The 5,115-nt window shown below is 70.7% G+C and carries 6 protein-coding genes and 1 pseudogene; all 7 read left to right on the forward strand.

The window, feature by feature from the left end; all coding sequences use genetic code 11:
• The first annotated feature begins 615 nt into the window (after positions 1-615).
• Positions 616-1,608 carry a 50S ribosomal protein L3 gene (locus tag VM889_01880; GenBank protein HVL47286.1) on the forward strand — a complete coding sequence of 331 codons (993 nt, stop codon included), beginning with the start codon at positions 616-618 and terminating at the stop codon, positions 1,606-1,608.
• Between the two features lie 5 nt (positions 1,609-1,613).
• Positions 1,614-2,381, forward strand: coding sequence for a 50S ribosomal protein L4 (rpl4p, locus tag VM889_01885; GenBank protein HVL47287.1), 768 nt, complete (start codon positions 1,614-1,616; stop codon positions 2,379-2,381).
• Positions 2,378-2,641: a 50S ribosomal protein L23 gene (locus VM889_01890; GenBank protein HVL47288.1), complete on the forward strand. Its 264-nt coding sequence runs from the start codon at positions 2,378-2,380 to the stop codon at positions 2,639-2,641. The genes rpl4p and VM889_01890 overlap by 4 nt, the downstream gene beginning before the upstream one ends.
• Before the next feature lie 10 nt (positions 2,642-2,651).
• Positions 2,652-3,365: a 50S ribosomal protein L2 gene (locus tag VM889_01895; protein ID HVL47289.1), complete on the forward strand. Its 714-nt coding sequence runs from the start codon at positions 2,652-2,654 to the stop codon at positions 3,363-3,365.
• A 6-nt stretch (positions 3,366-3,371) separates the two neighbouring features.
• A complete protein-coding gene (locus tag VM889_01900) occupies positions 3,372-3,860 on the forward strand; it encodes a 30S ribosomal protein S19 (protein HVL47290.1) in 489 nt (162 codons plus the stop codon).
• 10 nt (positions 3,861-3,870) lie between these two features.
• Positions 3,871-4,311: pseudogene (locus tag VM889_01905) on the forward strand (50S ribosomal protein L22).
• A gap of 166 nt (positions 4,312-4,477) precedes the next feature.
• On the forward strand, positions 4,478-5,115 hold a 638-nt coding region (locus VM889_01910), incomplete at its 3' end, for a 30S ribosomal protein S3 (protein ID HVL47291.1).

Consider the following 5,115-nt stretch of genomic DNA (forward strand, 5'->3'; position numbering starts at 1 on the left):
ATACTCTAGAGGGCGCCGGCGACGGGCATCGGGATCGGGCGTCGGGACCGGGCGCCCGGTCCCGGACCCGGCGCCCGGTCCCGACGCCCGACACCCGGCACCCGGTCCCGAACCCCGGCGCCCGGCACCCGGTCCCGGTCCCGGTCCCGGCGCCCGGCGCCCGGTCCCGGCGCCCGGCACCCGGCACCCGGTCCCGGTCCCGGCGCCCGGTCCCGGCGCCCGACACCCGACACCCGGCACCCGGTCCCGGTCCCGGCGCCCGACACCCGACGCCCGATCCCGATGCCCGTCGCCGGCGCCCTCTAGAGTATGGAGGCGCCCGGCGTGCCCCCACCCCCAGCCTTGTGAAGCGTTATATAGGGGTGCGCGTATAGCCGCGGCACCACCCGCGTAGTCCACACCAGACGCAAGGGGCTCTGCCGCGCGCATCCCCGCGCTCGCGCTCGCGCGACGTCCTTCGGGCCGTCGTGTTCTCGGCGCGAATCAAGCGTCACGGCTGGACGAAGGTCGTGGTCTCCTCGGAGACGACGACCGCCTGCATGGAACGGCTCACACCGTCCGTGTTCCACCCCCGAGACGACTCGGTCGTGGGACTACCGCGATGGAGGAAACAGCATGGGCCAACCCCACCGATCCAAGAAAGGCTCCCACGGCTACTCGCCCCGCGTGCGCGCGGCGAGCGAGGTGCCGCGGTTCTCGAGCTGGCCGGAGTCCAAGGGCGACAAGCCTCGCATCCAGGGCTTCGCCGGCTACAAGGCGGGCATGACGCACGTGATCCTCACGGACTACCGTCCCAAGTCGATCACCTCGGGCCAGGAGGTCCAGGTGCCCGTGACGGTCATCGAGGTGCCGACGATGAAGGTCGCCGCGGTCCGCCTGTACCGCGAGACGGCCTACGGCCTCAAGACCGTAGGCGAGATCTGGGCGGAGAACGCGGACAAGAACCTCAAGCGCCGCCTCCCGGTCCCGAAGACCGCGGACGCGTGGAACGTCGACGCCGCGAAGGTGGACGACGTGCGCCTCCTCGCCTACACGCAGCCGACGCTCGTGTCGGGCATCCCGAAGAAGCTCCCGGACGTCATGGAGCTGCGCGTCGCGGGCGGCTCGATCGCCGACCGCCTCAAGTTCGCGCAGGAGAAGCTCGGCCAGGAGCTCGACGTCTCGGAGTGGACGAAGACGGGCGAGATGATCGACGTCGCGGCCGTCACGAAGGGCTTCGGCTACCAGGGCTCGATCGTGCGCTGGGGCGTCCGCCTGCAGGGTCACAAGGACTCGAAGAACCGCCGCGACACGTCGCCGCTCGGTCCCTTCCAGCCGCGCTTCATCCGCAGCACGGTGCCCATGCCCGGCCAGACGGGCTACCACCAGCGCACGGAGTACAACAAGCGCGTCCTCAAGATCGGCGAGAACGGCGCCGAGATCACGCCCGCGGGCGGGTTCCTCGGCTACGGCCTCGTGCGCAACAAGTACCTGATTCTCCACGGCTCGATCCCCGGTCCCGCGAAGCGGCTCATCCGCCTGCGCGACGCGACCCGGTACACGCGCGGCATCAAGGCCGACGCGCCCGAGCTGACGTACATCAGCACGGCCTCGAAGCAGGGAGCGTGAAGCGAATGTCGAAGGTCAACATCTACGCGAAGGACGGCAAGGCGGCCGGCGAAGCCACGCTCCCCGCCGTCTTCTCGACGGACTACCGCCCGGACCTCATCCGGAAGTCGGTCAACGCCTTCCAGGCGAACCGCCGCCAGCCCTACGGCTCGGACACGATGGCCGGCAAGCGCCACTCGGAGTACTCGGTCCGCTCGGGGTCGGGCATCTCGCGTGTCCCGCGTCTCTCGCAGGGCAACACCGCGGTGCTGTCGCCCGCCGTCGTCGGCGGTCGCCGCGCCCACCCGCCCAAGGTCGAGCGCATCTGGGCCGAGAAGGTCAACAAGAAGGAGCGCGCCCTCGCGCTCAAGAGCGCCCTCGCGGCGACGGCGAACGCGGAGATCGTCCGCGGGCGCGGCCACCGCTTCAAGGAGGGCCTCGCGCTCCCCGTCGTCCTCGCCGACGAGGTCACCGCCCTCGGCAAGACGAAGGACGTCGTCGCCCTCTTCGAGGCCGTGGGCCTCGGCGACGACATCGCGCGCGCGCTCGACGGCCACAAGCAGCGCCCCGGCAAGGGCAAGCTGCGCGGCCGCCGCATGCGCACGCCCTCGAGCGTCCTCCTCGTCGTGGACGACCTCGCGGCGCCGGTCGCGGCCGCCGCGAAGAACCTGCGCGGCGTCGAGGTCACGACGCCCCGCGAGCTGAACGTCGAGCGCGTCGCGCCCGGCGGCGACCCCGGCCGTCTCACGGTCTTCACGAAGAAGGCCCTCGCGGCCCTGGAGGCGATCGGATGAAGAGCGCCTACGACGTGATCCTCCACCCCTACGTCACCGAAAAGACGATGGGTCTCATGGAGCGCGAGAACAAGCTCGAGTTCGTCGTCCGCCGCGACGCGTCGAAGCGCGACGTGAAGTCCGCGATGGAGACGCTCTTCCAGGCGAAGGTCGAGAGTGTGAACACCCGCATCGGGACGGACGGGCTCAAGCGCGCCGTCGTGCGGTTCAAGCCCGAGACGCGCGCCGAGGACATCGGCATGCGCATCGGAGTCTTCTGAGGTTGATATCATGGGAAAGCGACTCATCACGCAGCGGCGCGGCGCGGGCAAGCCGCCCCACACGTCGCCCTCGCACCAGCACAAGGGGCCGGTCAAGCTCCCGCTCGTGCGCGAGACGATCGAGGCGAAGGTCGAGGACATCATCCATGACCCCGGCCACACGGCCCCGATCGCGGTCATGAACCTGCCCACGGGCGCGAAGCACCACCTGCTCGCGAACGAGGGCGTGCACGTCGGCCAGACGATCAAGATCGGCTCCGACGAGATCACGCCGGGCAACGTCGTCGCGCTCAAGCGCATCCCCGAGGGTACCCCGGTCTACATGATCGAGGCCGCCCCGGGCGACGGCGGGAAGTTCATCCGCGCGGCCGGCACGGCCGGCGCCGTCGTCGGCCGCACGGCCGACATCGTCGTCGTGCGCCTGCCGTCGGGCACGTTCAAGAACTTCAACCCGAACTGCCGGGCCACGATCGGCGTCGTCGCCGGCGGCGGCCGCGGCGACAAGCCGATCGCGAAGGCCGGGAAGGCGTACCACAAGGTCCGCGCCAAGGCGACCCTGTGGCCCCGCGTCCGCGGCATCGCGAAGAACCCCGTGGACCACCCCCACGGCGGCGGCAACGCCCACAGGAAGGAAGGCAAGCCCACGACCGTCAAGCGCGGAACCCCGCCCGGCCGCAACGTCGGCCACATCGCGGCCAAGCGCACCGGTCTCAAGAAGGGGTGATAGAACATGGCGGATCCCAACACTCCCAAGAAGCCCGAGGCCCCGGCCGGCGGCATCGTCCGCACGCCCCGACGCGCCCGCAAGAAGAAGGCCGCGCTCGTCCAGGGCCGGCAGAAGGAGGTCTCGTACCGCGGCTACTCGGCCGAGGAACTCGCGACGCTCGGACCCGAAGAGGTCCTCGCGATCGTGCCCTCGCGCGTGCGCCGCATGATCAAGCGCGGCCTCGGCACGGACGGCGAGACGTTCCTCGCGAACGTCAAGGAAGCCGGCCCGGGCGAGATGGTGAAGACGCACCTGCGCGAGTTCCCGATCCTGCCCGCCCTCGTCGGCAAGACGATCGGCGTGCACGACGGGAAGGAGTTCAAGCGCGTCGACATCACGATGGAGATGGTCGGCCACAAGCTGGGCGAGTTCGCGCTCACCCGCAAGGCCGTGAAGCACACGGGCCCGGGCGTCGGCGCCACGCGGTCGTCCAAGTTCATGCCGCTCAAGTGAGGTGTCTCCGATGTACCGATACGCTGCTCAGAACGTCGACCCGGAGATCACCTCCCGCGCCGTCGGCAAGGACCTCCCGGTCAAGCCCAAGTTCGCGATCGAGGTCTGCCGCGCGATCCGCGGCCGCTCGGTCAAGGGCGCGAAGCTGTTCCTCGAGGACGTCGTCGCGCTCAAGCGCGCCGTGCCGTTCCGCAAGGTCCAGCGCAACATCAAGCACCAGAAGGGCGTCGGCCCCGGCCGGTTCCCCGTGAAGGTCGCCGCGGCGGCCCTCAAGGTGCTGAAGGACGCGGAATCGAACGCGGAGTACAAGGGCCTGGATCCGACGCGCATGTTCGTCCGCCACGCGGCGGCGAGCCGCGCCTCCCCGATCCGCGGCTTCATGCCCCGCGCCCAGGGCCGCGCCACGGCCTGGGACACGCACACGACGCACCTCGAGATCGTCCTCGAGGAGCGCGAGGAAGGCGAGGCGAAGGCCGCCGCGCCCGCGCCCGAGAAGCCCGCGAAGCCCACGAAGGGCGCGAAGGGCGAGAAGGAGAAGGCGAGCAAGGCCCGCCGCGCCGGCGAACGCGCCCGCGCCAAGAAGGCGAAGAAGACGTCGAAGAAGAAGGAGGAGTAAGATGGCCGTCGAGCGCAAACTCATCAAGGAGCACAAGCGGCGCGTCATGGTCCGCGAGTTCCTCCACAAGGAGACCGAGCGCGCGGGCTTCGGCGGCGCGGAGATCCAGCGCACCCCGATGGGTACGCGGATCAACCTCGTCGCGGAGCGGCCGGGCTTCGTGATCGGCCGCCGCGGCGCGACGATCAAGAAGCTCACGGACGACCTCACGACCCGCTTCGGCCTGGACAACCCCCAGATCGAGGTGCAGGAGGACACGAACCCCTCGCTCAACGCCCAGATCATGGCGCAGAAGCTCGCGGAGGCCCTCGAGCGCGGCTGGCACTTCCGCCGCGCGGGCCACTCGACGCTCCGGCGCATCATGGACTCGGGCGCCCGCGGCTGCCTCGTGATCATCGCGGGCAAGCTCACGGGCGGCCGCAGCCGCCGCGAGAAGTTCAAGGAAGGCCGGATCAAGTTCACGGGCGAGACGGCCATCGTGAACATGTCGCGCGGCTACGCCGTCGCGAAGAAGAAGCTCGGCACGATCGGCGTGTCCGTGCGCATCATGGGCCCCGACGCCCGCCTCCCCGACGAGGTCGACGTCAAGGGCACGGAAGCGCCCGCCGCGCCGGCCCCCGCCGGCGCGGCGGGCGCTTC

Source organism: Candidatus Thermoplasmatota archaeon (genome assembly GCA_035540375.1).
Classification (GTDB): Archaea; Thermoplasmatota; SW-10-69-26; order JACQPN01; family JAJPHT01; genus DATLGO01.